The sequence below is a fragment of the Akkermansiaceae bacterium genome, from assembly GCA_017798145.1.
In the GTDB taxonomy this organism is placed as follows: Bacteria; Verrucomicrobiota; Verrucomicrobiia; order Verrucomicrobiales; family Akkermansiaceae; genus Luteolibacter.
The window spans coordinates 2,330,104-2,355,772 of the sequence record CP059069.1 but is presented as its reverse complement, the minus strand read 5'-3'; the positions used below and the strand labels follow the sequence as shown (position 1 = coordinate 2,355,772).

General features: G+C 62.7%; 19 protein-coding genes, 1 tRNA gene and 1 pseudogene. 9 read left to right on the top strand and 12 right to left on the bottom strand.

Annotated features, from left to right (window positions below):
* Positions 1-227: 227 nt before the first annotated feature.
* From HZ994_10010 to HZ994_09995, 4 genes are all read right to left on the bottom strand, one after another.
* On the bottom strand, positions 228-905 hold the full coding sequence (locus HZ994_10010) for a response regulator transcription factor (protein ID QTN32651.1): 678 nt from the start codon (positions 903-905) through the stop codon (positions 228-230).
* The gene (locus tag HZ994_10005; protein ID QTN32650.1) at positions 902-2,485 is read right to left on the bottom strand and encodes a HAMP domain-containing histidine kinase; all 1,584 of its coding nucleotides are present in this window, start codon (positions 2,483-2,485) and stop codon (positions 902-904) included. Before HZ994_10005 ends, HZ994_10010 begins: the two co-directional genes overlap by 4 nt.
* Positions 2,486-2,490: 5 nt before the next feature.
* Positions 2,491-3,525, bottom strand: coding sequence for a tetratricopeptide repeat protein (locus HZ994_10000; GenBank protein ID QTN32649.1), 1,035 nt, complete (start codon positions 3,523-3,525; stop codon positions 2,491-2,493).
* Positions 3,526-3,926: 401 nt separating this feature from the next.
* A tRNA-Ser gene (locus tag HZ994_09995) sits at positions 3,927-4,016 on the bottom strand.
* A 161-nt stretch (positions 4,017-4,177) separates the two neighbouring features.
* Between HZ994_09995 and HZ994_09990 the strand changes: the two genes are divergently transcribed.
* From HZ994_09990 to HZ994_09965, 6 genes and pseudogenes are all read left to right on the top strand, one after another.
* Positions 4,178-5,893 (top strand): type II/IV secretion system protein, encoded by a 1,716-nt coding sequence (locus HZ994_09990; protein QTN32648.1) that lies wholly within the window; start codon positions 4,178-4,180, stop codon positions 5,891-5,893.
* 39 nt (positions 5,894-5,932) lie between these two features.
* Positions 5,933-6,151: a type II toxin-antitoxin system HicB family antitoxin gene (locus tag HZ994_09985; GenBank protein QTN32647.1), complete on the top strand. Its 219-nt coding sequence runs from the start codon at positions 5,933-5,935 to the stop codon at positions 6,149-6,151.
* A pseudogene (locus HZ994_09980) lies at positions 6,148-6,307 on the top strand (type II toxin-antitoxin system HicA family toxin). The gene HZ994_09985 and the pseudogene HZ994_09980 overlap by 4 nt, the downstream one beginning before the upstream one ends.
* 33 nt (positions 6,308-6,340) lie before the next feature.
* Positions 6,341-7,030 (top strand): hypothetical protein, encoded by a 690-nt coding sequence (locus tag HZ994_09975; protein ID QTN32646.1) that lies wholly within the window; start codon positions 6,341-6,343, stop codon positions 7,028-7,030.
* Positions 7,031-7,051: 21 nt separating this feature from the next.
* Positions 7,052-8,332 carry a type II secretion system F family protein gene (locus HZ994_09970; GenBank protein QTN32645.1) on the top strand — a complete coding sequence of 427 codons (1,281 nt, stop codon included), beginning with the start codon at positions 7,052-7,054 and terminating at the stop codon, positions 8,330-8,332.
* A gap of 1 nt (position 8,333) precedes the next feature.
* The gene (locus tag HZ994_09965) at positions 8,334-8,798 is read left to right on the top strand and encodes an MEKHLA domain-containing protein (GenBank protein QTN32644.1); all 465 of its coding nucleotides are present in this window, start codon (positions 8,334-8,336) and stop codon (positions 8,796-8,798) included.
* A gap of 199 nt (positions 8,799-8,997) precedes the next feature.
* Here the strand turns inward: HZ994_09965 and HZ994_09960 are convergent, their stop codons facing one another.
* From HZ994_09960 to HZ994_09940, 5 genes are all read right to left on the bottom strand, one after another.
* Positions 8,998-11,046 carry a prolyl oligopeptidase family serine peptidase gene (locus HZ994_09960; GenBank protein QTN32643.1) on the bottom strand — a complete coding sequence of 683 codons (2,049 nt, stop codon included), beginning with the start codon at positions 11,044-11,046 and terminating at the stop codon, positions 8,998-9,000.
* Positions 11,047-11,116: 70 nt separating this feature from the next.
* Complete coding sequence (locus tag HZ994_09955; GenBank protein ID QTN34363.1) at positions 11,117-12,241, bottom strand: fatty acid desaturase; 1,125 nt, start codon at positions 12,239-12,241, stop codon at positions 11,117-11,119.
* 136 nt (positions 12,242-12,377) lie between these two features.
* On the bottom strand, positions 12,378-12,848 hold the full coding sequence (locus HZ994_09950) for a dihydrofolate reductase (protein QTN32642.1): 471 nt from the start codon (positions 12,846-12,848) through the stop codon (positions 12,378-12,380).
* A gap of 57 nt (positions 12,849-12,905) precedes the next feature.
* Complete coding sequence (locus HZ994_09945; GenBank protein QTN32641.1) at positions 12,906-13,718, bottom strand: thymidylate synthase; 813 nt, start codon at positions 13,716-13,718, stop codon at positions 12,906-12,908.
* Positions 13,719-13,877: 159 nt separating this feature from the next.
* Positions 13,878-14,672 (bottom strand): histidinol-phosphatase HisJ family protein, encoded by a 795-nt coding sequence (locus tag HZ994_09940; GenBank protein ID QTN32640.1) that lies wholly within the window; start codon positions 14,670-14,672, stop codon positions 13,878-13,880.
* Positions 14,673-14,819: 147 nt separating this feature from the next.
* On the opposite strand from HZ994_09940, the gene HZ994_09935 reads away from it, so the two are divergent.
* Both HZ994_09935 and HZ994_09930 read left to right on the top strand, forming a co-directional pair.
* Positions 14,820-15,623: an esterase family protein gene (locus tag HZ994_09935; GenBank protein QTN34362.1), complete on the top strand. Its 804-nt coding sequence runs from the start codon at positions 14,820-14,822 to the stop codon at positions 15,621-15,623.
* Between the two features lie 159 nt (positions 15,624-15,782).
* Entirely contained in the window at positions 15,783-18,845 is a 3,063-nt protein-coding gene (locus HZ994_09930) for a DUF1553 domain-containing protein (protein QTN32639.1), read from the top strand.
* 22 nt (positions 18,846-18,867) lie between these two features.
* Here HZ994_09930 and HZ994_09925 read toward each other — a convergent pair whose 3' ends face one another.
* The 3 genes from HZ994_09925 to HZ994_09915 are packed head-to-tail and all read right to left on the bottom strand — an operon-like array spanning position 18,868 to position 22,738.
* Entirely contained in the window at positions 18,868-20,556 is a 1,689-nt protein-coding gene (locus HZ994_09925; GenBank protein QTN32638.1) for a cytochrome C peroxidase, read from the bottom strand.
* Positions 20,553-22,067 (bottom strand): HAMP domain-containing protein, encoded by a 1,515-nt coding sequence (locus tag HZ994_09920; protein QTN32637.1) that lies wholly within the window; start codon positions 22,065-22,067, stop codon positions 20,553-20,555. The genes HZ994_09925 and HZ994_09920 overlap by 4 nt, the downstream gene beginning before the upstream one ends.
* On the bottom strand, positions 22,064-22,738 hold the full coding sequence (locus HZ994_09915) for a response regulator transcription factor (protein ID QTN32636.1): 675 nt from the start codon (positions 22,736-22,738) through the stop codon (positions 22,064-22,066). Before HZ994_09915 ends, HZ994_09920 begins: the two co-directional genes overlap by 4 nt.
* Before the next feature lie 104 nt (positions 22,739-22,842).
* On the opposite strand from HZ994_09915, the gene HZ994_09910 reads away from it, so the two are divergent.
* A complete protein-coding gene (locus HZ994_09910; GenBank protein ID QTN32635.1) occupies positions 22,843-25,650 on the top strand; it encodes a sulfatase-like hydrolase/transferase in 2,808 nt (935 codons plus the stop codon).
* The last annotated feature ends 19 nt before the right edge of the window (positions 25,651-25,669 follow it).

Below are 25,669 nucleotides of genomic sequence, written 5' to 3'. Positions count from 1 at the left end.
CCGACACGGCCATTGTGCTGAAATCCTCATTGAATCCGGGGAATTTGTCCCAGATAGTGGCAGAAACGAACCCCGGACCCTCTGGGCGGCAGCGGCTCCGGCAGGATCCTTTCATCTTTCACAGGTCTGCCAGCTCGGTGACTAGGATCAAGGGCCGATGGCTTTGGGCTTTTCGGGACCGGATGGCGGAGCCTCCTGCGGCCGCGGTGCCGGCGAAGCATCGTATTCTATCGGGCGAGGCGGTATCCATAAGCTCGGACGGTGAGCAAATGCCGGGGAGTCGAAGGATCAGGCTCGATCTTTTTGCGAAGGGCGAGGACGAAGTTGTCGACGGTGCGGGTGCTCGGGTAGGACTCATAGCCCCAGACATGGTCGAGGAACTTCTCGCGGCTGACCGGCTCGCCCTTCGACTCGATCAGCAGCTTGAGCATCCCAACCTCCTTCTCCGTGAGTTCATGCTCTTCGCCCGCGCGCTGGAACCGGCGTTTGGAGAATTGGATTTGTCCATCACCGAGCGGATACGGATCGGTGATGGGTTCGGAGCGCTCGAAGCGCCGGAGCAGGGCGTGTACCCGGGCGAGCAGTTCCCTGAGACTGAAGGGTTTTGTGAGGTAGTCGTCGGCCCCGCTGTCGAGCCCCGTGACGCGGTCATCGACCTGTCCCCTGGCGGTGAGCATCAGGATGGGCACCTTGCTGCCGTGCCGGCGAAGGCCCTGGCAGACCGCGAAGCCATCGAGCTTCGGCATCATCACGTCGAGCAGGATGAGGTCGAAGGGTTCCGCGAGGGCCATCTCCAGACCCGCCTCGCCGTCGGCCGCGCTCGCGACCTTGAAGCCTTCGCTGCGGAGGGTCTGCTCGAGGGCGACCCTCATCGGGGCTTCGTCATCGACAATCAGGATTCTCATGGGGACACCGGGGGATGGATGGGAGTGCTCAGGGTAAACGTGGTGGGGCCGTTGGTCACGCTCGCCGTTCCGCCGTGGGCCTCGGTGATGTGCCGGACCAGGCTCAGGCCGATGCCGGTGCCCTTGGTCTCGCGCCGGAGTTCGTCTCCAAGGCGGTGGAAGCGCTCGAAGATCCGCTCGCGCTCGGACTCGGGAATGCCGGGTCCCTCGTCGATGATCGAGATGGACCACGCGGACTCGCTCCACCTCAGGACGACGGAAACGGTGGTGGAGGGGGGCGAGAACTTGAGGGCGTTGTCGAGGAGGTTGGCCACGGCCTGCTGCACGGCATGGCGATCAACGGAAGCCGTGCCCGGTTCCACGAAGACATCGAGCGTGTGTGCCGATTCGGCGGCACGGGGGCCGAACAATTCGGCGGTTTCCCCGACGAGGGCGGCGAGATCGGTTTCCACAAAGTCATAGCGGCGGCGACCCTCCTCGATGCGGGCGAAATCGAGGACGTTCTCGACGAGATGCGAGAGACGCCGGGATTCCTGACCGATCAGGCGATGGAATTCCCCCGGTTCGTCGACCCGGCCGTCTTCCAGCGCTTCGGCCATGAGCCGGATCGACCCGAGCGGTGCCCGGAGTTCGTGGGAAACGCTCGACACGAACTGGCCCTTGAGGTGGCTGAGGCGTCGTTCCTCGCGAACCATCCGCAGGATGGCGAAGAGCCCGATTGCCGAGACCAGCAGCGAGGTTCCCACGATTGCGAGAGTCCAGCGCGTTTGCTGCCGGGTGTTCGCGGCGAGGGCGTCCGGAGAGGACAGGGACCCACCCAGGGCAAGCGGGCTGGGAAAGTCGACCGGGGTGCTCGCGAGGACTTCGCCGCTGGCCGGTGGGGTCAGCGGCTTCCCGTTTGAAGAAAGGCGGGCCGTGGCATGGGCAGGCAATTCGAGGCTGGCGGTGCCGATGGCGGACGGCCTCAGGAACCGCCGCGCGTCGGGCGAGATCCACCAATACCGTTGCTCGAAAGAAATCCAGCCGCCGTCGGGGTGACCGGCCCTCACCTCGTCGAGTTTGTCAACGAGTCGCCAGACCTCCGGGATTTCGAAGCCGGGGTGCCGGTCCTGCAAGCGCTTGAGCGCGGGAAGGGTCAGGACGGAGGGTGCCTCGACGGTCAGGAGTCTTGCGATCTCGTCCGGCGCCTGCTCCCCCGGTGCGAGAGCCTCGATCCGCAGGGCGGCCAAGGCGCGGAGTGGTAGTCCCGTCGCAGACTTCCCGGCTTCGGGATTGTCGCGCAGCCGGGACAATTTCCCGAGGTCGGATCCATCGAGGTCTTCCTCAAGGGACGAACCGCTGCCCGGCACCGGCGGATCGGGAAAGCGCGGAAACTCCTCGATGGCGGCCTGCAACTGCCGGGAGAGCGGGTCGGCCTGTGACGCGGAAACCACGGCGGCCTCGTCCATCGCCCTCGTGCGGGCGGCTTGCTTCTGGGCGCGGATCCCAAGGGCCGCCACCGCGGCAAGGACGACGAGCGGCAAGGTGACCGCCACCGCCCAGCCGGCCAAAGATGATTGCGCTTTCCGGGACTTCGACATTCCGTTTAGCGGCTCGGGTCCTCATTCGGCTGGTTGACTCCCTCAAACTCGGTGGGTGAAACCGGAAGGGTGTAAGACCAGGCTTCGTCACCCATTTCGGGGAGTTCCAGCTTGAGCGGCGCGGCCAACAGCCTCTGGGCACGGTCCCGCGACATCGCTTGGAAGGCCAGCCGGACCGTGAGGCACTTGGTGGCCTCGACTTTCACGTAGTCTTCAGCTCCGTCTTCCCTCACCGAGTGCTCGTCCGTGAAGAAGAACGCCATCGAAGCATCACCCCAACCTCCACCGCTGTGGTGCAGGTCGTCCGGCACGACGTAGGTCTGGCCGAATCCGGAGACGCTGTTCCGGCGGTCGTTTCCATGCCACTCGGCCCGGCCCTTGTTCTTGTTCTCCTCAAACCTCTTTTTCAGTTCCTCTTTCGTCCAGAAGACCTGCGTGTGGGAGAACCATTTCGTGAACTTTCCGGAGGGAGCGTAGTGCAGGGTCTTGATTTCGAACTCCGGCGGCAGCCCCTCGTTGGCATGGCCTTCCTGATGCTTGACCTGGAAGGTCGTCAGCACCAACTCATCCGGCTGCATGGCGCGGGTGAAATGCCAGCGGTCGCGGAAGACGTTTTCCGATACCTGGGCATCTTCGGCACCCTCTTCGGTGCCGGTCACCTTCGTGAGCCTCTGTCGGGGCAGGGGGCCGCTGATACCGAGTTTTGCGATGGCCAGCGCGCGTTGGTCGTTCTGATCGGGAAAGCGCTCGATGAACTCCCGGTAGAGTTTCTCCGCCTCCTCGTCGCGACCCTGGCGATCGTGGACCTCGGCGAGGCGGAAGAGGGCGGTGGCGGCGTGGGCCCGGTCCTCGGCCGGGAAACCGTTTTTCCGGATGGAGTCGACGATCCGGCCGTAGCCCTCGCCTGCGGCATCGAGGTCGCGAGCGACATTCTCGGCGTAGAGAGCCTCGTTAAGCGAGTCCTTGAACGACAGTTCGTCGGCCGAGACTGCGGAAACGGAAGCGAGGGTGAGGCTGAATAGGTAGGTCAGTGTTTTCATAACGCAGCTATGGCAGCAGATTCGCCGGTGTCGATTGTCATGGCGCTGTCATAATTGTCGACAATTGAAGTCGTCCCGATCCTCTTACTGCAGATCAGCGTGCGGCTCCTTCCCAGAGCCCTGATCAATCGCGGTGCTCTTGTAATTCCAATTACCCTTGCATCAACGCTGAGCTGTGAGAAGCGGCGAGAAGTCTTGGGAAGTGTTGAGAAATGGCGGACCGGCAGGGATTGCCTTCGTTCCACTCCGGCCATTCCAGTTTCGGTGCGCGCCGCGCACCAGAAGGACGCCGTCGTCGAGGACGACTTCCCGAATTCAAACCCTCCTGCGCTTCGCTTCGGAACGGGACTACCTTCCCCTGAAACGCCATCACCCGACCCCAGCAGACTGGGGTCGGGTGATGGCGGAACGGGAGGGATTCGAACCCTCGGTAGAGTCACCCCTACGCTCCCTTAGCAAGGGAGTACTTTAGACCACTCAGCCACCGTTCCGTGAAAACAAGCGGGTCGAGGTGTTTTGACCATGGGAAGCGGCTTCCGTCAAGTATGGGGTTTGAAAGATCCCGGAAATCTTCGCGCGATTCGGCCGGCGCTTGTTTTCACCGACAAGGTTGCACGCGGCGGGCATTTGAGGTGAGACTGCCCGCGAAAGCATGACCCAACTCTTACTCGAACCCGCCCGGCGCGCCGGATGCGATGACTTGCCTGCCGTCGGCGAGCTGATCAAGGAAGCCGCCCAGCGCCAGCGCTCGCCCATCGACGACCTGCTGGATGCCAATGTGGTGGATGAGGAAAATTACCTCCGGGAACTCGCCCGCGACCTGGACCTGCCATGGTTGGCGCAGATCCCGACGGAGGAAAACACCACACCCCTCCGCGAGGCCTGCGGCCCGCGCATCGCACTGCGCCATCGGCTCCTGCCTGTCGCCATCGAGGATGATGGCGATGGCCCGAAGCTCCTGCTCGCCACCTTTGACCCTTTCAACCTCATCGCCCACCAGGCGGCAGCGCAGGAGCTGGACATGCCCTTCGAGTGGTGCATGGCCTCGCGGAAACGCATCCACGAGGCGCTTCGCAGGCTCTACGGGGTCGGTGCCGACACCTTTGAGCAGATTCTCGAAGGCCGGGATCTCGATTACGACCAGCTCTCCGATTCCGAGGACGAGGCGAACGTCATCGACGCCGACGAGGACGAGGAGGCCAGCGTGGTGAAGTTCGTCAACCAGATCATCCGCGAGGCGCTCGACCAGCGCGCGACCGACATCCATGTCGAGCCGCTGGCGAACAACCTCCGCATCCGCTACCGCATCGACGGTCGCTTGCTGGAGATCGCCGTGCCGGAAAACATCAAGGCGCTGCAAAGCTCGGTCATCGCCCGTTTGAAAATCATGTCCCGCCTGGACATCGCGGAGCGCCGCGTGCCGCAGGACGGCCGCATCAACCTCCAGTTCGAGGGCCAGACCATCGACGTCCGCGTCGCGACCGTGCCCACCGTGGAGGGCGAGAGCGTTTCCCTGCGCCTCCTCAACCAGGAAAAGTTCAACCTCGCCAAGCTCCAGATGGAGCCTTTCGTGCAGAAAAAAATCGAGAGCCTGCTCCACCTCCCCAACGGCATCATCCTGATCACCGGCCCCACCGGCTCGGGGAAATCGACGAGCCTGTATTCCTTCCTGAGCGAGGTGAACAGCCCGGACAAGCGCATCGTAACCGTGGAAGATCCGGTGGAGAACAAGCTCACCGGCGTGATGCAGATCGCCGTGAAATCAGAGATCGGCCTGACCTTCGCCACCGCCCTTCGCTCCATTCTCCGCGCCGACCCGAACATCGTGATGATCGGGGAGATCCGGGATCTCGAGACAGCCGAGATCGCGATCCGCGCCTCACTTACCGGGCACCTGGTATTCTCAACCCTCCACACCAACGACGCGATGGGCGGCATATCCCGCCTCGTCGATATGGGCGTGGAGCCCTTCCTCGTTTCCGCAGCCGTCCGCGCCTTCCTGGCCCAGCGCCTCGTCCGCCGCCTCTGCCCGCACTGCAAGGTGCCGCGCGAGATCTCGACCCAGGACATCATCGACCTGGAAATCCCCCGCGACATCGAAGGCCGGATTTTCCAACCGAAAGGCTGCGACAAGTGCCGCATGACCGGTTTCTCCGGCCGTCTCGCGATCTACGAAGTGGTCATACTCGGCCAGAAAATGCAGGAGCTCGTCGCCCACTCCCGCCCGATTGCGGAGATGAAAGCCCAGGCGCACCGCGACGGCTACATCCCCATGCGCACCTACGGCTGGCACAAGGTCATGCAGGGGGAAACCACCATCGAGGAAGTCATCTCGGTCACGTCATCCGATATCGGTGGTGCGGATTAGCCGTTGTTCTGATGTTTCTCCCCGACTAATTTACCATTCATGAAAGCCGAATTGACAGCCATCATCGAGTCCGCCGAAGAAGGGGGTTGCTGGGCGATCTGCCCGGCAATTCCGGGTGCGAACGGACAGGGGGAAGCGGTTGAGGAAGCGAAGTCCAGCCTGAAGGAGGCCATCGAGCTGCTCCTTGAGGACAGGATGGGGGATATCCTGAGAGGGCTTCCCAAGGACGCGATCCGCGAGAAAGTGATGATCGGATGAAACGGCGGGATTTGGAAAAGAAGATGTGTGGCCGGCTGTCACCTGAAGCGCGAAGCAGGTTCCCGTTCGATTTGGATCAACCCGGGGACTGGCATCACGGAAACCGTGCCCAGGCACACGGAAGTGAAGGAGAATCTGGCGAAGAAGATCCTGTAGGGCCTTGGGGCGGACTAGAAATCAAGTAAAACGATGAATCCGGAGACCGACGCCTTGGAGGAAGTGGATCCCGCAAAACCGATGCACTTCGCCGCGGCGCTGATGCTTTCCTTTGTCATCTTCAATGCCGGGTTCGTCATTTCCCAGGCGTTGAGTTGGTCCAATCACCTCGCCGGTTTTGCCAACGGCTTGATCCACTCGCTGTTTTTCGTGTTCGGCTGGGCCATGCTTTTCATCCCATGGGGCACCGCCGTCTTCTTAGGCTTCCGCAAGAGGCAGGACAAAAGCCGGCGCACCCGGTGGATGTTGGCTCCGGCATGGATTGTGTTCATCATTTTTCTTGGCGGCCTGGCCTTCGATTACCCGACACCAAAGAAGCGGTTCGAACGGCTGGCGAAGGTTGGTTTCCCAAGCGAAGCCGAAGGGCTGAGCACCGAATTCACCGGCGGCGGATTCGCCGACTACGGGGACACCTATTATTTCAGAACAACCTCCGACGAGATCGGCCGCATCATCCGCGAAAAGGGGATGGAGGAGGACGAATTCTTCGGCAAGGAAGGGATGTCATCCACCCCTGTCAAGCCCCCTGCGGACTGGCCGGATTTCAACGATTGGGAAGGCGCGAAGCAGTACAGATGGATGGACGGCCAATCCCACTGGTTCATGTACCTCATCACCGACTCCGCGAAAACCCAGGCTTACATTTTCGTCGGATGCACCTAGTCTCTTTCACCTGAACGTCTCATGCCCCTCTTCTCCTACAAAGCCCTTTCAACCAACGGCACAGTCGCAACCGGCGAGATCGAGGCATCGGATCGTCCCGAGGCTCTCCGTGTTCTGGACAAGCGCGGGTTGCAGCCTGTGAACCTGAAGGAGTCGTCGAAGGCGGCGCCGGTGAAGTCGGCCAACAAGAAGGAGACGACGGTTCCGCGCAGGAAGGAGAAATCCACCGGCAAGGAAGAAGAGATATCCGACGGGCCGCTGAAGCTCAAGCGGGCGGAGGTGATCCTTTTCACCGAGGAGCTGTCAGACATGCTCGGTGCCGGCCTGCAGCTTGAGCCGGCTTTGCGCTCCATGGAGAACCGGCAGGAACTCGGCAGCCTCAAGGCGGTTTCCCAGCGCATCCGCACCATCGTGCGCGACGGTGTGAATTTCTCCGTCGCCCTGAAAAAGGTCAGCCCCAGCTTCGGGCCGCTGTATTGCTCGCTGGCGGCGGCGGGCGAGGCCTCCGGTGCTCTCGATACGATCCTGAAACGGCAGGCGCATTATCTCAAGACGCTCGCCGAGCTGCAGAGCCGCCTCATCATCGCGATGATCTACCCGGCCTTCCTGATCCTCGTCGGGCTGGGCGTGGGCGTGGTTTTCGTCACCACCCTGATCCCCCAGCTCACGGAGCTCATCAAGAGCACACCCGGAGGGAAGATCCCGTTCGCGATCGGCATGATGATGGGCTTCGCCGATTTCATCAAAAGCTGGTGGATCGTGATCCTGCTCGTGTTTGTCGGCGGCGGCCTGTTTTTCAAGGCTTGGAAGGACAACGATGCGAACAAGCCGAAGTGGGACGAGATGAAACTCAACATGCCGCTGGCCGGTGCGGTGATCTCCTCGCGGTTCTACGTCCAGTTCCTTGAAACCATGGCGAACCTCGTAGGCAACGGCCTGCCCCTGCTCCGCGCCCTGGAGCTTTCCCGCGATGCCACACAGAACATTTCCCTGCGGAACCGGCTCAACGGCGTCATCGACCAGGTGGGCGACGGGCGCGCCTTTTCCAAGGCGATGATACGCTCGGAAAGTTTCCCGCCCCTGCTCATCGACATGATCGCGGTGGGAGAGCAGACGGGGAAGATCGACCAATCGCTGCGCCGCGCGGCGGAGCGCTACGACAAGGAGCTCGACAACGACCTGAAGAAGGTAATGGCGCTCATCATGCCCACCGTGCTGATCCTGATGGCGCTGCTCATCGGCTCCTTCGCCTACCTGATGATCACCGCGATTTTCCAGACGATCTCGAACCTCAACGGCTGAGATGCTTCCGGAGCCGGATGCGGAAAACGGCTTTCACGCCGGGCATGTGGCGGACTTGCTGCGCAGCCACCATGCGCTGACAGGGAAACACCTCATCCCACCGGCGGGTGATGCGGCGCGGCTGGCCTATGATGCGCCCTTTGTCCTGCTCTCGCATGATGGCGCAGACCCCCCCTTGCTCAGCTACGGGAATCTCGCGGCGCAGGATCTCTTCGCCATGGATTGGGGGAGCCTGGTCGGCACTCCCTCGCGGGAAACGGCGGAGGCTCCCGAGCGCACGGAGCGTGAGGATCTGCTGCGACGCGTGGCGGAAAGCGGATTCATCGACGATTACTCCGGCATCCGCATCGCGGCGGACGGGCGGCGATTCAGGATATGCAATGCCACGGTCTGGAACGTGAGCGATGAGCAGGGAAAGCGCATCGGACAGGCTGCCGCCTTCTCGCATTGGGAGCCGCTGGGTTAGACCTTTTGCCAAAAGCAATTGCCGAAAAGGCCGAGCCCAAGGCGCGATGAGGGAGCGGATAGGCATCCGCAACCGAAGGGATCCCTGGCTATGGGCGAGAGTGGGTCTTGCCCGAGCAACTTTTCCGCCTGTGAATTCGCGGAGGCACGGCCGGTGAGCGCGAAGCGGCTCCGTCTGACCGCACTGATGAAAGGGTTGCTCACTCCGGCTCGAGGTGTTTCCGGAAAAACCCGATGCGCTTGCGCCGCAGGTAGGGGGACTCACCGATGCCGTGGCCGCCGTTGGGCACCATGTAATATTCGAAATCCTTGTCCGCCTCGATCAGCGCGTTGACGATCTGGTAGGTGCTTGAGGGATCGACGTTGGTATCCACCTCGCCGACGGTGAGCATCAGCTCGCCCCTCAGTTTCGCGATGTGGGTGAGGTTCGAGTTCTGGACATAGGAATCATCGACGGGCCAGTCCATCCATTGTTCGTTCCACCAGATCTTGTCCATGCGGTTGTCGTGGCATCCGCAGTCGGCGGCGGCGGCCTTGTAGAAATCCGGGTGGTTCAAAAGGGCGGCGAGTGCGGACTGCCCGCCTGCCGAACCGCCGTAGATCCCGACGCGGCTTATGTCCATTTCTGGATGTTTTCCCGCTGCCGCTTTCATCCACTTGATCCGATCCGGCAGGCCGGCGTCCATGAGGTTCTTGTAGGAATGCTCATGGAATTCCTTGCCCCGGTTGTTCGTGCCGAGCCCGTCGATCTGGACGACGATGAAGCCCGCCGCCGTCATCTCCGACCTGTGTCCGCTCCAGATGCTCCATGACTTCGGCGCGAACGAGTCGTGCGGGCCGGCGTAGATATTCTCGATGACCGGGTGTTTTTTCCGTGGATCGAAGCCTGCGGGGCGGAAGATGACCCCGTGGATGTCGAATTTCCCGTTCCTGTCCTTCGCGACGAAGGGCTGAGGCAGCTGCCATCCGGTGGCCAGCAGCTCCGTTAGGTCCGGGACAGGGAGGGTGGCAACCATCTTCCCATCCGAGCTGCGGCGTATCTCGTGGACGGGCGGGTGATCGACACGCGACCAGACGGCGAGGTAATGGGATCCGTCCGGGGAAAATTTCAGGGAGTGGGTGCCGTCGGCATCCGTCAGGGCGGTGGCTTTCCCGGTATCGAGGTCAACGCGGATGAAGTGGATGAGGTAGGGATCCTGCCCCGGATAGAGGCCGGAAACGGACAGCAGGGCGGCTCGTTTCGCCTCATCGACATGGATGACTTCACGGACGACGAAATTCCCGGAGGTGAGCGGGCGGATCGTTTCGCCGGTCTGGCGCTTGACGAGGTAGAGGTGGTTGTAGCCGGTGCGCTGGGAGAGCCATAGGATTTCCTTGCCGTTGGCGAGGTGTTGGCAATGGCAGTTCCCATATGCGTAGACGAATTTGTCCGATTCCTCGGCGAGCAGGATGCGCTGGGCTCGTTCCGCAGGCCTGATCTCGATGATGCGGTACTTGCCGAATCCGCGCTCGATGTAAGCGAGGGTCAGGGATCCGGAATCCGGGTGCCAGCGGAGGTCGCTGATCTGGAAAGGGTTCTTCGCAAGCTCCGGATCGAGTGGCAGGGGCGGCGAGCCGTCCGTGAAAAAGATGACCGGAGTGGGGACGTTGATTTTGTCGCCGGGCTTTGGATAGTCGTTGGTGAAATGCTCGGGCTGGATCTTCTTTTCCGGGCTGGAGCGGACATACGTCACCTTGCGGACCGGAAAGGTGGTGTTTGCCATGAGGACGACTGCGGAGGAATCGGGCGCCCAGAGGAAATTCGACTGCCAAACCATTCCCTCCGGCAGTGGATAGGCGACGGCGGGCGGCTCCCCCTCGGCGGGGGTGAGCAGCGGCAACCCGTCTTTCAGGGAGGCGGTCCAGCGCTTGTCCGGGGATACCGGTTTGCGGTGGGCTGGCTGGTTCCTTGCCGGAAATTTTTCAAGGGAGGCTTTCCCGCCGGGTGCCTTTTCGAGTGCTTCCCTCTCTCCGGTGGTGAGATCGTACGCATACCAGCGTTCGCCTTGCCCGGCCTCGTGGATGCGGGCGAAAAACGATTTCCCGTCCTCGGACCATTTGTGGGCGATCCGTTCGTTGTGGACTTTCGAGACGAGTTCTTTCCTCGTGGCATCGGTCTCGCGCATCCATCCTGCGGTGCCGCCGTGTTCGGCGAATGCGGCGGGCTGCAACAGGGAGGTGGCGAGCAGTAGATAAGCGGTGCGGGTCATGTATGCGTTGGGGTGATACGAAAAAAGGGAGGCATTCCTGCCTCCCTTTCCGGAAAATGTTTCGGCGAGACTATGCCATCGCAGGCTGTGCGATCTGTGAGATCTGGCGCATCAGGGCGCGGGTCTCGTCCTGCCAGCTTTGCAGGGCTTCCTTGGAGAGCTGGACACGATCCGCGACCGCCTGCTCGAGCTCGCGGTAGTTTGCGGCAAGCTTCTCGGAAACCTGTGCAAGGATTTCCGCGCTGCGCTGGCAGTAGCCGGGGATGGCCTGGATCTCGCTGATCCTCGCTTCCGCCGTGCGGCGGGCCTGCCCCATTTCCGCAAGCAGGATCTTGCTGTCCGGCACGCGACGGAGTCCTTCGACAAGGCCAAGCTTGGAGAGCGTCCAGATCGTCCATTTCGAGGGATCCCACTGCCATGGCTTCACGCCGTTGCGGTAGTCGTGCTGGAACTCGTGGTGGTAGTTGTGGTAACCCTCGCCGAAGGTCAGGAAGGCCATGACCGCGCTGTCGCGGGCGGAGTGGCTGTTGGAATAGGGCTGGCTGCCGACGGTGTGGCAGAGCGAGTTGATGAAGAAGGTGCAGTGCTGCGCGATCACAATGCGGGTGACGCCCGCGATGAGGAAGCCGCCGAGCGCGCCGGTCATCGGATCGAGCCCCATGAGGGAGTTGTAGCCGTAGCCGAGTGCCGCGGGTAGGATCAGGCCGATCCCGAGGCCGATCCAATGGGTGTATCTGTGCTGCCACATAACCAGCTTGTCCTTGCGGAGGTCGGCCACGTTGTCCATGGGTGGCTTGGGATCGAGCTTGAAGAGAAGCCAGCCGATGTGAGCCCAGAAGAAGCCCTTGGAAATATCATACGGATCCTCGTCGTGATCCACGTGCTTGTGGTGGCGGCGGTGGTCGGAAGACCAGTTCAGGCAGGAGTTCTCGAAGGCGCAGGCACCGAAGATGAGGGTGAAGAATTTCACCGGCTTCTTCGCCTTGAAGGACAGGTGGGAGAAAAGCCTGTGGTAGCCGACGGTGATGCTCATCATCGTCGCGCAGAGGTAGAAGAAGAACATGCCGAACTGGAACCAGTCGAGGCCGTGGTGGTAGAGGTAGATCGGTGCGCCGATGAGGGCGATGAGAGCCGTGCCGATGAGGAAGCTGGAGGTTGTCCAGTTCACGCGTTCGTAGGGTATGCGTAACATGATGTGAGTGGGTTGCTGGGATGTGCCGGGCGGGCTCCCTCGGTGGGGCACTCCGCTTCGGCGATCGATGTCTTGTAGTCTGAAATGCCTTTCGGCGCAAGGGGCGTTATTTTTGGAAAACCATGCATGGATTGCTCTCCTAGGCGGGTTCATGGCCGCGCAGATAGCGTTTCACGGTGAAATTCTCGTGGCCCTCCACTTCCTCGTGATGGGGAAAGTCGATTTCGAAGGGATCAAGGTAGGTGTCGCCAACGTGGCTGTGGTGGATGTGGCTGACGAGCCATTCGTCGATGAGCGGGGAGAGCGCCCTGTAGATTTCCGCGCCGCCGATGATGAAAATCCGGCCGTCCATGTTCGCGATCTCGTCCGGGCTGTGGATGACCTCGACGCCTTCGTGCGACCATGTCTTGTCGCGGGTGAGGACGATGTTTTTCCTCTTCGGCAGTGGACGGCCGATGGACTCGAAGGTTTTCCGGCCCATGAGGACGGGGTGGCCGAGGGTGGTTTTCTTGAAAAACGCGAGGTCTTCGGGGAGGTGCCATGGGAGCTTGCCGCCCGCGCCGATGAGGCGGTTCGGATCCATGGCGACGATGGCGGTGAGGTGGGGCATGGGAAGTGGCTGATGCCGGGTGAACAGTGATCGGGGCGGCTGAAGATACCGGATGAGTCATACGGCGATGGGAGCCTTGATCGTCGGATGGGGATCGTAGTTTTCCAGGGAAATGTCGTCGAAGGTGAAGTCGGCCATGGTTTTTACGGCGGGATTGAGCCGGAGGGTGGGGAGGGGGCGGGGCTCGCGGCTGAGCTGGAGGCGGGCTTGGTCGAGGTGGTTCTTGTAGAGGTGCAGGTCTCCGAAGGTATGGACGAAGTCGCGGGCTTCGTAATCGCAGACCTGGGCGACGAGGTGGGTGAAAAGGGCGTAGGAGGCGATGTTGAACGGCACGCCGAGGAACAGGTCCGCGCTGCGCTGGTAGAGCTGGCAGGAAAGGCCGGGCTTGCCGTTTCCGACTGGCTCGTGGACGTAGAACTGGAACAGCAGGTGGCAGGGCGGAAGAGCCATGTCCGGCACGTCGCCGACATTCCATGCGGAGACGATGTGGCGGCGGGACTGCGGGTTGCCCACGAGGCCGTCAATGAGCAGGGCGATCTGGTCGATCACCGCGCCGCCCGCACCTTCCCAGCGCCGCCACTGTTTTCCATAGACGGGGCCGAGCTCGCCGTTCTCGTCCGCCCACTCGTCCCAGATGGTGACGCCGTTTTCCTTGAGGTAGGAGATGTTGGTCTCTCCTTTCAAGAACCACAGCAGCTCGTGGATGATGGAGCGGAGGTGGAGCTTTTTCGTGGTCAGGCAGGGGAAACCTTTCCTCAGGTCATAGCGCGCCTGCCTGCCGAAGACCGAGAGCGTGCCGGTGCCGGTGCGGTCGCCGCGCTCCTCGCCGTTTTCGAGGACGTCGGTGAGGAGGTCGTGATATGCTTTCATGGCGTCGATTCAACCTTTTGCCGGGGTGGTGAGGAAGGATTTTTCACCGCAAAGCCGCAAAGGTCGCAAAGGGACGCGGAGGAATCGTTTCCGCAAGCGCCCGGATCACAGCATTCCAAAAGGTTTCAGAGGACTGGCTCTGCGGCTCTGAGGTGAAAATCAAAGGATCTCATCACTGCGTTTCCTTTTCTCAAAACGCTGGGTCTCACGGTATCCGGCGGCCTTGGCGAGGGGGCGGGCTTTTCCGAAATCGCGGGCAATCTCGGAAGGGGCGTGGGCGTCGGAGGAAATCACGAGGCCGATGCCCGCCGAGGCGGCCAGCTCGAGGAAACGCGGCGCGGGGTAGGCTTCGGCGCAGGGCTTGTGCCAGCCGGCGGTGTTGAACTCGATCACCGAGCCGTTGGCGGCGATGGCCTCGATGGCTGGATCGTAGAAGCGGTCGAGGTCGCCTGCGGGGGCGTAGGAGAATTTCTTCACCAGATCCGGGTGGGCGAGGATGTCGAAGAGGCCGCTCTCCGCCATCTGCGCATAGGTTTTCCAATACTCCGCCCAAACGGCCTCGACATCGGTTTCCGCCCATTTCCCGAGCCATTTGGGGTTATCGAAATCCCAGTCGCCGAGGTAGTGGACGGAGCCGATCAGGTAGTCCCAATCGTATTTTCCGGCCAGCTCTTCGATGAAACCCTCGCAACCCTTCAGCCAATCGCATTCCATCCCCGCGCGGGTTTTTATGCGGTCTCCGGCGGCCTGCTTCGCGCGGTCTATCCAATCGAAATACTCCGGCAGCTCGCTCTCCGACATGCGCCAGTCGTCGAACGGCTCCGGGCGGCAGGGGGCGTGGTCGGAGATGCCGTATTCCGTTAGCCCAGCAGCGATGGCGGCCTCCACGTATTCCTCCGGCGTGCCGGTGGCGTGTTTGCAGAGGGGCGTGTGGCTGTGGTAGTCGGCGGGCATCGCTGGTCGGGTTCTAGCGGCGCATGAAAGAATCCGCAAGCACCCCGACGTTCCACGTTCATGGTCAAACCCACGATCGCCATCTCCGTGCTGCTTGCCGCCCGGCTTTTTTCGCAGGATGCCCCGCCGAAACTGACCCTGCAGCAAATGCCGGAGCCGAAACTGGGGGCGGACTCCATGGTCAGGGCGGGCGTGCCGAAGGGGAAGGTCACCGCGTTCGTATTCTCGGACTCCAAGGTGTTTCCCGGGACGAGCCGGAACATCCATCTCTACATCCCCGCGAACCACGATCCCAAGAAGGAAACGGCGGTCATGGTTTTCCAGGACGGACATGCCTACGTGAACCCGAAAGGAGATTTCCGCATCCCCACGGTCTTCGACAACCTCATCGCCGCAGGTGACATGCCGCCGGTGGTCGGGATTTTCATCGATCCCGGCCACAAGGGCGAGCCGAACAAGCAGGCTCCGTGGAAAAGCAGCAACCGCAGTTTCGAATACGACACGCTGTCAGCCGACTACGCGACCTTCCTGGTCGAGGAAATTCTCCCGCTCGTCGGCAAGGACTTCAACCTCACCACCGATCCGGAGCAAAGGGCGATCTGCGGCACCAGCTCCGGCGGCATCTGCGCGTGGACTGTGGCATGGGAAAGGCCGGACCAGTTCCGGAAAGTGGTTTCCTCCATCGGCTCCTTCACGAACATCCGTGGCGGCGATATGTATCCCGGAAAGATCCGCAAGACCGAGAAGAAACCGATCCGCGGGTTTTTCCAGGAAGGGGTCAACGACCTCGACAACGAGCACGGCAACTGGCCGCTCGGCAACATGGCGATGGAGGCGTCGCTGAAATTCAAGGGCTACGACCACAGGTATGTATGGGGCCATGGCGGCCACAGCGGAAAGCACATGGGCGCGGTTTTCCCGGAGGCGCTGCGGTGGCTTTGGCGGAAATGACCTCCCGCAGGAGGACAGCCTGCCAACAAGGGGCTTTTCTGGCTCGGCTCGACCGGATACCTTCCCCTCGATACAGAAAGAACCGCTGCTACCGGGTCGTAGTTTCCGTGCACCATGAGGAGGTATATCCATTCAATTCCCTGGATCCTTGCCGTTGCCGTGCCGTGCCATGCAACGGGCGGGGAAATCTCCTACGCCCGCGAGATCCTGCCCATCCTCTCCGACAAGTGCTTCCACTGCCACGGCCCGGACAAGGGGAAGCAGGAAGCAGACCTACGGCTCGATGTCCGCGAGGAGGCCATCAAGGCGCTCGCATGGGATCCCGAGTTTCCCGAAAACTCCGAGGCGCTGATCCGCATTTTCTCGGACGACGAGGACGAGATCATGCCACCGCCGGATTCCCACCGCACTCTTTCCGAAACGGAGAAAAACCTCATCAGGCGATGGGTGGAACAAGGCGCGGAATACGAGACCCACTGGGCCTTCGTCACCCCGCCGAAGGAAGTCCCGGTTCCTGAAACGAAGGAAAAGTCGTGGGCCGCAAACCCCATCGACTCCTTCGTCCTGTACCGCTTGGAAAAGGAAGGGCTCTCCCCCACGGAGACCGCCAGCCCCGAGCGCTGGCTGCGACGCGCGACCTACACCCTCACCGGCCTGCCGCCGACCCAGTCTGAGATCGATGCCTTCCTCGCAGACGAATCATCCGCGGCAAAGGAAACCGTGGTGGACAGGCTGCTTGCATCCCCTCGCTATGGCGAGCACATGGCCACCCCGTGGCTCGACGTCGTCCGCTACGCGGATTCCTTCGGCTACCAGGCGGACGTTGACACCGATGCATGGCCTTACCGCGACTGGGTGATCGAGGCTTTCAACCGCAACCTTCCCATAAACGAATTCATCATCCAACAGCTCGCAGGCGATCTCCTGCCCGGAGCCACCCGCCAGCAGAAACTCGCCACCGCCTTCAACCGCATCCACCGCAAGACCAACGAAGGCGGCTCGGTTCCCGAGGAGTTCCGACAGGACGGCGTCTCCGACCGTGTCCACACCGTCGGCACCGCCTTCATGGCGCTCACCATGGAATGCGCCAGATGCCACGATCACAAATACGACCCGATCACCGCCAAGGACTATTATTCCATGGGCGCCTTTTTCAACAGCATCGACGAGTTCGGGATCATGAGCTGGAAAACCGGCGTGACCGCACAGCCAGCCCTCGAGCTCCCTTCGCCCGAGCAGGAGCAAAAACTCGCCGCGCTCGAGAAAGCCATCGCTGCCGCGGAGGCCGATCTCGCCACCCGCATTGCAGGCTCCGAAGCGGATTTCCAGGCCTGGCTTTCCTCCGAAAAGGATTTTCCGCAAGCCGATCTCGCCGGGCGCTTCGGCTTCGACGGCGATTCTGCGGCAGCCTTCCTCAACGCAGTGGATCCCAAGTCTTCCGCCAAGATCGGCGGCAACACCCTTGCGCCCGGGCAAACCGGCAACGGCGTCCAGACCAATGGCGACGATGCGGTCGTGTTTCCCGATTTCGGCATACGCCACGCCGACCAGCCCTTCTCCGTTTCCCTCTGGCTCAAGCCCGGTGAGGATTATCCGGTCGCCGTGGTGTTCGCAAACTCCACCTCCGCCGATGTCCCGTATTCCGGCTACGAGCTGCTCCTGGAGGAAGGTCGCCTGGCATGGACTCTCGCCCGTGAATTCCCCGGAAACGCCGCATCCATCAACACCACCGAAGCGATCCCCACCGGGCAATGGACGCACGTCACAGTCACCAGCGACGGCTCCCGCAAAGCCGCCGGACTCAGGATTTTCCTCAACGGGAAACCGGCCCCGACCAGCATCGCCTGCGATACGCTAACCCGCGATTTCTCCTCCGCCTCCGCCATCCGCTTCGCCGCCCGCTCACGCTTCCCCGGCCTGCGCGGCGGAATGATCGACGATGTCTCCATCCATCTCCGCGCCATCACACCGCTGGAAGCGCTCGCCATCCACAAGGGCGCGCCGCTGGCGAATACCCCCTCCGATCCATCGCAACTCCGCGACTACTATCTCTCCGCCATCGATCCCGCCTCGCGCGAACTGCGCAAGAAACTCAACGCCGCCCGCGCCGCGTTCCGGGAGGAGCAGAACAAGGTGCGCGAGATCGTCACCATGCGCGAAAGCGCCGAGCCCATACCCCACTTCATCCTGAAACGCGGCGACTACACCATGCCTGCGGAAAGGGTGGGGCGCGAGACCCCCGACTGGCTGCCGCCCTTCCCCGAAGGCGAGCCCCGCAACCGCCTCGGCTTCGCGCGCTGGCTCACCTCGCCCGAGCACCCGCTCACCGCCCGCGTCACCATCAACCGCATCTGGCAGGAAATCTTCGGCACCGGCCTTGTCGCCACCTCCGAGAACTTCGGCCTCCAGGGCGCACAGCCCTCCCATCCGGAACTCTTGGATTGGCTCGCCCGCGATTTCATCAACCACGGCTGGGACCAGAAACGCGCGATCAGGCAGATGCTCCTCTCCGCCACCTACGGCCAGGATTCGTCGGCCTCGCCGGAGCTGCGCGAGCGCGACCCCGACAACGCCCTGCTCGCCCGCGGCCCCGCCCGCCGCCTCACCGCCGAGCAGCTGCGCGACTCCGCGCTGGCCCTCTCCGGTCTCCTCGTGGAAAGCATCGGCGGCCCACCGGTCAAGCCCTACCAGGCGCCCGGATCGATGTGGAAGACGCTCAACAACTTCCTGCCGGAATACAAGGCGGACAGCGGCGAAGGCCTCCACCGCCGCTCGCTCTACACCTTCTGGCGGCGCACCACCACCCCGCCCAACATGACCATCTTTGACGCCGGGACGCGCGATGTCTGCGCGACCCGCCGCATGCCGACCAACACCCCCCTGCAATCCCTCGTGATGCTCAACGACCCGCAATACGTGGAGGCCGCCCGCAAGCTCGGCGAGCGCATCCTGAGGGAAGGCGGCGCCACCGGGGAATCCCGGGCGAAATGGGCCTACCGCGAGGTCACCGGGAAAGAACCCACCGCCGAACAGCTCACGCTGCTGCTTGACCTCATCGCGGATCAGCGCACGTTTTTCACATCGGGATCCTCCGATGCCGCCGCCCTGCTGAAAGTGGGCGAATCGCAGGCCGACCCCGCGCTTGATGCAATCGAAACCGCCACCTTCGCCGCCCTCGCCCAAGCACTCCTCAACCTCGACACCAACATCACCCTGCGCTGAGAATGGGAGTTGGATTCCGGCCTCAAAGCGTTTTCAAAAACTCGATCAGTGCGGCCTTGTCTTCCTCGTCCAGTCCGAGACCCTGGGGATGCTTGGCGAGGTTCGGATCCAGCGTGGCGCTGGGCTTTGGAGGAGAGTTGTAGTGCTCGATGACTTCCTCCAGCGTAGCGAAACGCCCGTCGTGCATGTAGGGCGCGGTGCGGGCGATGTTGCGCAGCGAAGGGGTGCTGAACTTGTAACGGTCCGAGGCAAGGCCCGTGGTTTTCCCCAGACCTACGTCATCCGTAGTGGATAGGCCGTTGTTGTGGAACGAATGGTCGGTGAAATCAGCGCCTCCGTGGCAGTGGAAGCAATCGGCGCCACGCCGTCCCATGCGCGGCTCGGATTCGGTGAAAAACAGCTCGAAACCGCGCTTCTCCTGCGTGGTGAGTGTTTCCTTGCCGACAAAGGCACGGTCGAATTTGGAATCGAAGCTGACCCGTGTGAGCAGGAAATTCTCCAGAGCCAGGCCAATGTTCTCCGGTGTGATCTTTCCCGATCCGAAGGCGGCTTGGAACAGCGGCGGATAAGCGGGATCGGCGGTGAGTTTCGCCACCACGTTTTCCAGCGTCTCATCCATCTCCAGCGGATCCTCGATCGGAACCAGCACCTGCTCGCGCAGCGACGGCGCGCGCCCGTCCCAGAAAAAACTCGATTTCCAGGCGAGGTTGAAAAGTGGCATCGCATGGCGCGACCCATGTTTTCCGTCCACGCCGGGGCTGAACCGGCGCGGATCCGACATCTCTTCCCCCTGATGGCAGGAAGCGCACGAAATCGCGTTGGTGCGCGAGAGCTTCGGCTCGTTGAAAAGCCGCTCGCCCAAGGCCACCCTCTGGACCAGCAACGGATTGTCCAAAGGCAGCGACGGCAGTGGCACGTGGCGTGGCAGGGTCAGCGGATAGCCCTCCGGTTCGGAAGGCAGGTCGATGGGCTCCGGCCTGCTTGCCGGGAGCGGCATGGCGGCGGTCTCGATGCCCGCCACCCGGAATGCGGAGGCGAGGCCGGCCTTGAGCTTTTCCACCACCGGGTCGCCCTCGATGGAATGCGTGGTCGCCCCGTCGGCCGCAAACGACAGCCCGTCTAACAGTTTGATGGCATCCAGCGACACGACCACCCGGCTGGCATCACGCGCCTCGAGATCGACCGGCAGCGTCACCCTGGTGCGGTTCGGGTCACGGGCGAAATGATAGGCGAATCCCCCCAGCGCCTCATTGCCCGCACCGGCCTTCCGCCACAGTCCCTCGGCGGCGAGGAAGATGTAGCCGCCCTGCCAATCCCAGTGCAGGCGGTTTGCATTCGGATTGAGCGGATGCCCCGGAGCATGGCGCGCGGGATCGCCATGGTTCGTTTTTTCATCCGGCCCGATGTGGAAGGTCAGCGAGGTGATCCGCCCGCCCGGAGCCTCGCCCAGCGCGACCCCGCCCCCTTTGCCGGAGACAAAGGCGACAGCGTCTCCATACGCATGGGTCGCGCCATCCGCCGTCGTGACGGAGAAACCCGTTGCCAGCCAATCCAGCCGGGAAACCGAGAATGTTTCCCCGGCAGCGTTCGTGTGGCGCAGGGAATCAAGCGCCAATGGCTTTCCATCCGCCTCATGAACAAACGCCACCTGCAGCGGTGCGGCCATCACCGATGGTAGGAAAATCCCGGAAATCATGAAGAGCGCCCTCATGTTTCCGTCGGCATGGGATGGGGGAAGTTCACGGAAAAACCGATCATCCCGCTCCCGGCGGGCATGAGTTCGAGCTTCGCTCCATTTGCCCGCGCCAGCTCGCGGGCGATGTTGAGCCCGAGTCCGAAGCCCTCGCCGCTCCGCGAATCCTCGGCGCGGTAGAAGCGCTCGAACAGGCGCTCCTGAACTTCCCCGGGAATCGCCGCGCAGGTGTTGGATATCTCGAAACGAGCGCCCTTGGCATGTCTGACAAAACGGATCTCCACACGACCGTCTGCTTGGTTGTGCTTCACCGCGTTGCTGACCAGGTTTTGGAGCACCTGATGCATGAGCGCCCGGTCGGCCTCAACGAAGACTCCCGGCTCGATGTGCTTTTCGAATGCCAGCCCTGCCGCTTCGCAGAGCGCCTCGGCGTCTTCCATGAGCCCTTCGAGATCTTCGGAAAGATTGTAGCTCTCGCGGCGGACCGGCAGCTCCCCCGCATCGGCTTGGGAGAGCAGCAGCAGGCTTTGGGTGATGTGCTTGAGCCGCGACATCTGGTGCAGCACCACGCTGATCCGTTGGTGGGACTCGTCATCCAGCGCCTCGGTGCGCAGGACATCGTTGAGCGTGCCCTGGATCACCGCCAGCGGCGTTTTCAGCTCGTGCGAGGCATCGGCGGTGAAGCGCGCGGATTGCTCGAAGCTCCGCTCCAGCCTCGCGGTCATGTCGTTCAGGGCGCCGATCAGCTGCGCGAACTCACGGTCATCGCCGCCGTGGAGCGGGATGCGCTCACCGAGGTTTCCCGCGCTCATGCGTTCCGAGATGGAAACGATCCGGTCGAGCGGACGGATCGCCCGCCCGGATGCCCACCATGCCCCCAGCCCCGCGATCAACAATGCGATCACTCCGCCACCGGCGAACCACAGCGCGGTGCCGCGCGCCTCGGCCTGCAGCGCATCGCGCGACAATCCGACAAACACGGTGTAATGCGGATTGCTGAAGGCACCGAAGCGCCATTTCACCTTCCCATCCTCGATCGTAAAAAAATCGGGCGTGCGGATCTCCGGCATGATGGGACGGCGCGGCGAGCCGGAGTTCCCGATACCCGGCGAAAAAGCCCGTGCCGGTCGCGTTGTGCTATCGGTATCCACCCCGCTCGTGACCACTTGGGAGCCCCGCGGCAGATAGCCGGCGAAGACCGGGCGGTTCGCTTCATTCCATGTCGGCCCGGAAAATGTCGCCGAGGGATTTCCCTCCGTATGCCACATCACCGTCACCGCCACCACTTCCCCGCTCTCGCTGAAAATTTTCTCCACCGCCCTCGCGAATTGCTCCTCGCGGTCTCGCGGCGTCAGTTGTGTCCACAGCCGACGGGCCTCCTGTCCGATGCGCAGGTCGTGGTTGCGCGCCTGCTGCTCCAGCGCGAACCACCACGCACCCGCCCCGAAACCGGTCACCACGATGCCCGCCACGAGCATTGTTTGCAGCGCGAGGCGCACCCGGAATGACGATGGGCGCCTTCCGCTCATCGCGCCTCCCCCAATGCATAGCCCGCACCGCGGATGGTGCGGATCAGTTTTTTCCCATGATCCTTGTCGATCTTCGCACGCAGCCGCTGCACATAGACCTCCACGAGATTGCTCTCCAGATCCATCCCGTATCCCCAGACCTGCTCGTAGATCTGCACCCGGCTGAACACCCTGCCGGGCGTACTCATGAAAAACTCAAGCAACTGGAACTCACGAGCCGATAGATCGATCTCGGCGCCACCCCGCGAAGCCTTGCGCGTGATCAGATCCATGTGCAAATCTCCCACCTCCAGCAAATGTCCCACCGCACCCGAATGGCGGCGCGCCACCGTCCGCAGCCGCGCGGCCAGCTCCTCGATGTAAAACGGCTTGGTGAGATAATCGTCCGCGCCCAGGTTCAAGCCCTCGATCCTTTCGGGAAGCGTGGATCGGGCGGTGAGCAGGATCACCGGGGTGGTGTGCTTCTTTTCCCGTAAAACGCGCAGTATGCTCAACCCGTCGCGCCCAGGCACCATGATGTCGAGCACCAGCGCGTCGTAGGGCGTTTCCAATGCCTGCGCCAGCGCGACATCACCGTCCTCCACCGCGTCCACGGCGAACCCCATCTCCTCCAATCCCTTTTGGGTGGAGCTGCGCAGACTTTCCTGGTCTTCTAACAAAAGAACCCGCATCGACGAGCATGCTAGGCAATCCGCCTCCCTCCATCAAAAGATAAATGGGAATTTATCCTGTCGGCATCCCCCGGTTTATCCCGCCATGGTTGAATCTTTCCTGAATGAAAACCCCGCTACCCATACTCCTTTCGCTTGGTCTGGCCGTTACAGCGCCCGCCCAGCGGCGCAACGTCCTGCTCATCATCGCGGATGATCTCGGCACGGACAGCCTCGCCCTCTACAACAGCAGCCCCGGCGCGGCTCTCCCGCCCACGCCGAACATCGATGCTCTCAAGGCAGGCGGCGTCCAGTTCCGCAACGCCTACGCCCACCCGACCTGCTCCCCGACACGCGCCTCCATCCTCACCGGCCGCCAGCCCTTCCGCCATGGCGTCACCACCGCGGTCTCCGCCAACGACGGCCAGCTCATGGCCGGAGAGTATACCCTGCCGCGCGCCTTCGCCTCACATTCCGCCCTCGGTTACTCGCTCGCCCATTTCGGGAAATGGCATTTGTCCCTCAGCAACAACATGGCCAACGACCCCGCCAACATCGCAGGCTGGCCGCATTTCGCAGGCAGTCTCAACGGCGGCCTGACGGGAGGAAACGGCGGCACCGGCACCTATTTTGCCTGGACCAAAACCATCAACGGCATCACCGGGCCGGAAAACTCCACCACCACCTACGCCACCACCGACACCACGGACGACACGATCAACTGGATCAACGCGCAGGGCGCAAACCCTTGGTTCGCATGGGTCGCCTACAACGCACCTCACAGCCCTTTCCACAAACCGCCCGCCGCCCTCCACACCTACGACACCACCGTGCCGAACTGGAACACGCTCCCCATCAACACCAACCTGCGCACCCACTTCAACGCCGCCATCCAGGCGCTCGATACCGAGATGGGCCGCCTCTTCGCAAACATCCCGCCCGCCGTCCTCGCCAACACATGGATCATCTTCATCGGCGACAACGGCACGCCCAACCAGGTGATCCAGCCTCCCTTCAGCAACGGCCACTCGAAGGAATCCCTCTACGAAGGCGGTGTCCGCGTCCCGCTCATCGTCACCGGGCCGGGCCTCGTCGCGCCCAACCGCGAAGTCACCGACCTCGTCCACGCCACCGACCTCTATGCCTCCATCCTCGAAATGGCCGGCATCGATGTCGCCGCCACCCAGCCCGCCCTCAAGCCCATCGACAGCCGCAGCCTGCTGCCGCTTTTGCAAAACCAGCCGCTCGCCGCCCGCGCCGCTTCGAGCCAGCTATCGGGTTCCACCGTGGCTGCGGACAAAGGCGGCGCCACCGTCCGTAGCGGCGATTACAAGCTCAACCGCTTCAACGACAACACGGAAAGCCTGCATTTCCTGCCCACCGATCCCGACGAGCGAACCAACCTCCTGCTCAGCCCCCTCAACACGACCGCCCAGGCCGCCTACGACGATCTAACAGACCAGCTGGCCGGAAACATCTCCCCGCCCAACCTGCTCGGCACCCCGCCCGAAACCCAATGGCAGAAAATCACCGGCGCGGAATACGCCCGCATCTACCGCACCCAGAACCGCGCCCTCAACGGCATCTCCGACGCCACATGGGCGCCCGAAGGTGCCGTTCGCAACGGGCGGCAGGACTTGCCCGCCTACGCCGGGATCGAGAGCATCCGCGTCAGCGCGAACTGGGTCTATGTGAAAGGCTCGTCGATGCCCCATTACACCATGGGACCCTGGTATTTCGATGCCGCGAAAACCCAGCTCTTCGTCAACTACCCGAGCCAATGGGATATGCTCGCCCGCATCCCACGCCTGCCCGTCCCGGCCGCCACCCGCACCAACACAAACTTCGGCCCCATCGCCATCTGGGTGAACACCGCCATCATCCACAACCAGCTCGACGCGTTCTACTGGAATGGTAGTAGCGACATCGACGACAACGCGCGCGGCACCGAATACTGGACGCGAAACGCCCGCCTCGCCGAAGGCCTCACCTTCGATCCCGCAGGCGCGCACCAGCCCTTCACCGGGGAAAGCCATCACCACATCAGCCCCTTCGCACTGCGTTACGAAATGGGAGACCACATGGAGTACAACCCCGCCACCCACACCTACACCGAGGCCTCCGGAGCTCCCGCGCACAGCCCTATCCTCGGCTGGAGCTTCGACGGCTACCCGATCTACGGCCCCTACGGATACGGCATTTCCACCGACCCTAACAGCGCCGTGCGCCGCATCGTCAGCGGCTACGTGCCGCGAGACGGGAATTTCGGCACCACGAACCTCAACACCGCAGGCCGCACCACCCTGCCCGCATGGGCGATCCGCTCCGGCCACGGCATCAGCCCCGTCGCAGATGCCGCCACCGGCCCTGCGGTGAGCGCCGCGTTTCCCATCGGCTGGTATCTTCAGGACTATGACTACCTCGGCGACCGGGGCTACACCCAGGGCACGGATTTCGACCTCGACGAGTGCAACGGCCGCTGGTGCATCACGCCCGAGTTTCCCGAAGGAACCTACGCCTACTTCGTCACCATCGACTCCTCGTTCCAGCCTGCCTACCCCTACATCATCGGCCGCCAATACCATGGCGTGAAGCAGGGTGGCAACTTCGCCGCAGCCAGCACTATTGGCTTCAATGCACTCGAGGAGCCCAACGTCACCACCTACCAAGGCGGTGCGGATGCGCAGCTTGAGATCGACCGCATCGAACCATCCGGCGGCAACGTGACGATCCGCTGGGACAGCGCCGAGGGCGGGAATTATGTCGTGGAAACAAGCGTGGATCTCACTGACTGGACGACCATACCGCAGGTGCCTGCAGATGGCTCCGCCTTCCAGACCCAGCGCACCATTCCCGCCGCCAGCCCCAACCGCAGCTTCCACCGAGTGCGGAGGGATAGTGTGGATGCTTATGATGTCATCGATACGCCCTGAGGAGATCGGTCGGATGCGT